The organism is Xylophilus sp. ASV27 (genome assembly GCF_016428875.1).
GTDB lineage: Bacteria > Pseudomonadota > Gammaproteobacteria > Burkholderiales > Burkholderiaceae_C > Xylophilus.
Genome location: NZ_JAELTO010000376.1, coordinates 1 through 302, shown reverse-complemented (window position 1 = coordinate 302; position 302 = coordinate 1). Strand labels below are relative to the sequence as shown.

Genomic DNA, 302 nt, shown 5'->3' with positions numbered 1-302 from the left:
GGGAATCCGTGGAGGCAGGGAGATCCGGCATCGTGGCACAGAAGCGCGCCGTGCCGGGTAACGCTTCCGCAAAGCGGCGTGCCGGCGCGGAGTTTGCTACTTTTTTAGTAGCATGATGCCCTTGTTCCTGTCTCTTATACACATCTCCGAGCCCACGAGACCGTACAGGAAATCGCGTATGCCGGCTTCTGCTTGAAAAAGGGGGGGGGGGGGGGGGGGGGGGGGGGGGGGGGGGGGGGGGGGGGGGGGGGGGGGGGGGGGGGGGGGGGGGGGGGGGGGGGGGGGGGGGGGGGGGGGGGGGG

The 302-nt window shown here is 71.9% G+C and carries 1 protein-coding gene; it reads right to left on the bottom strand.

Annotation, left to right across the window (positions count from 1 at the left end):
• Positions 1–96: 96 nt before the first annotated feature.
• The coding region (locus JHD63_RS23415; RefSeq protein ID WP_198973185.1) for a hypothetical protein at positions 97–302 on the bottom strand (206 nt) is incomplete at its 5' end.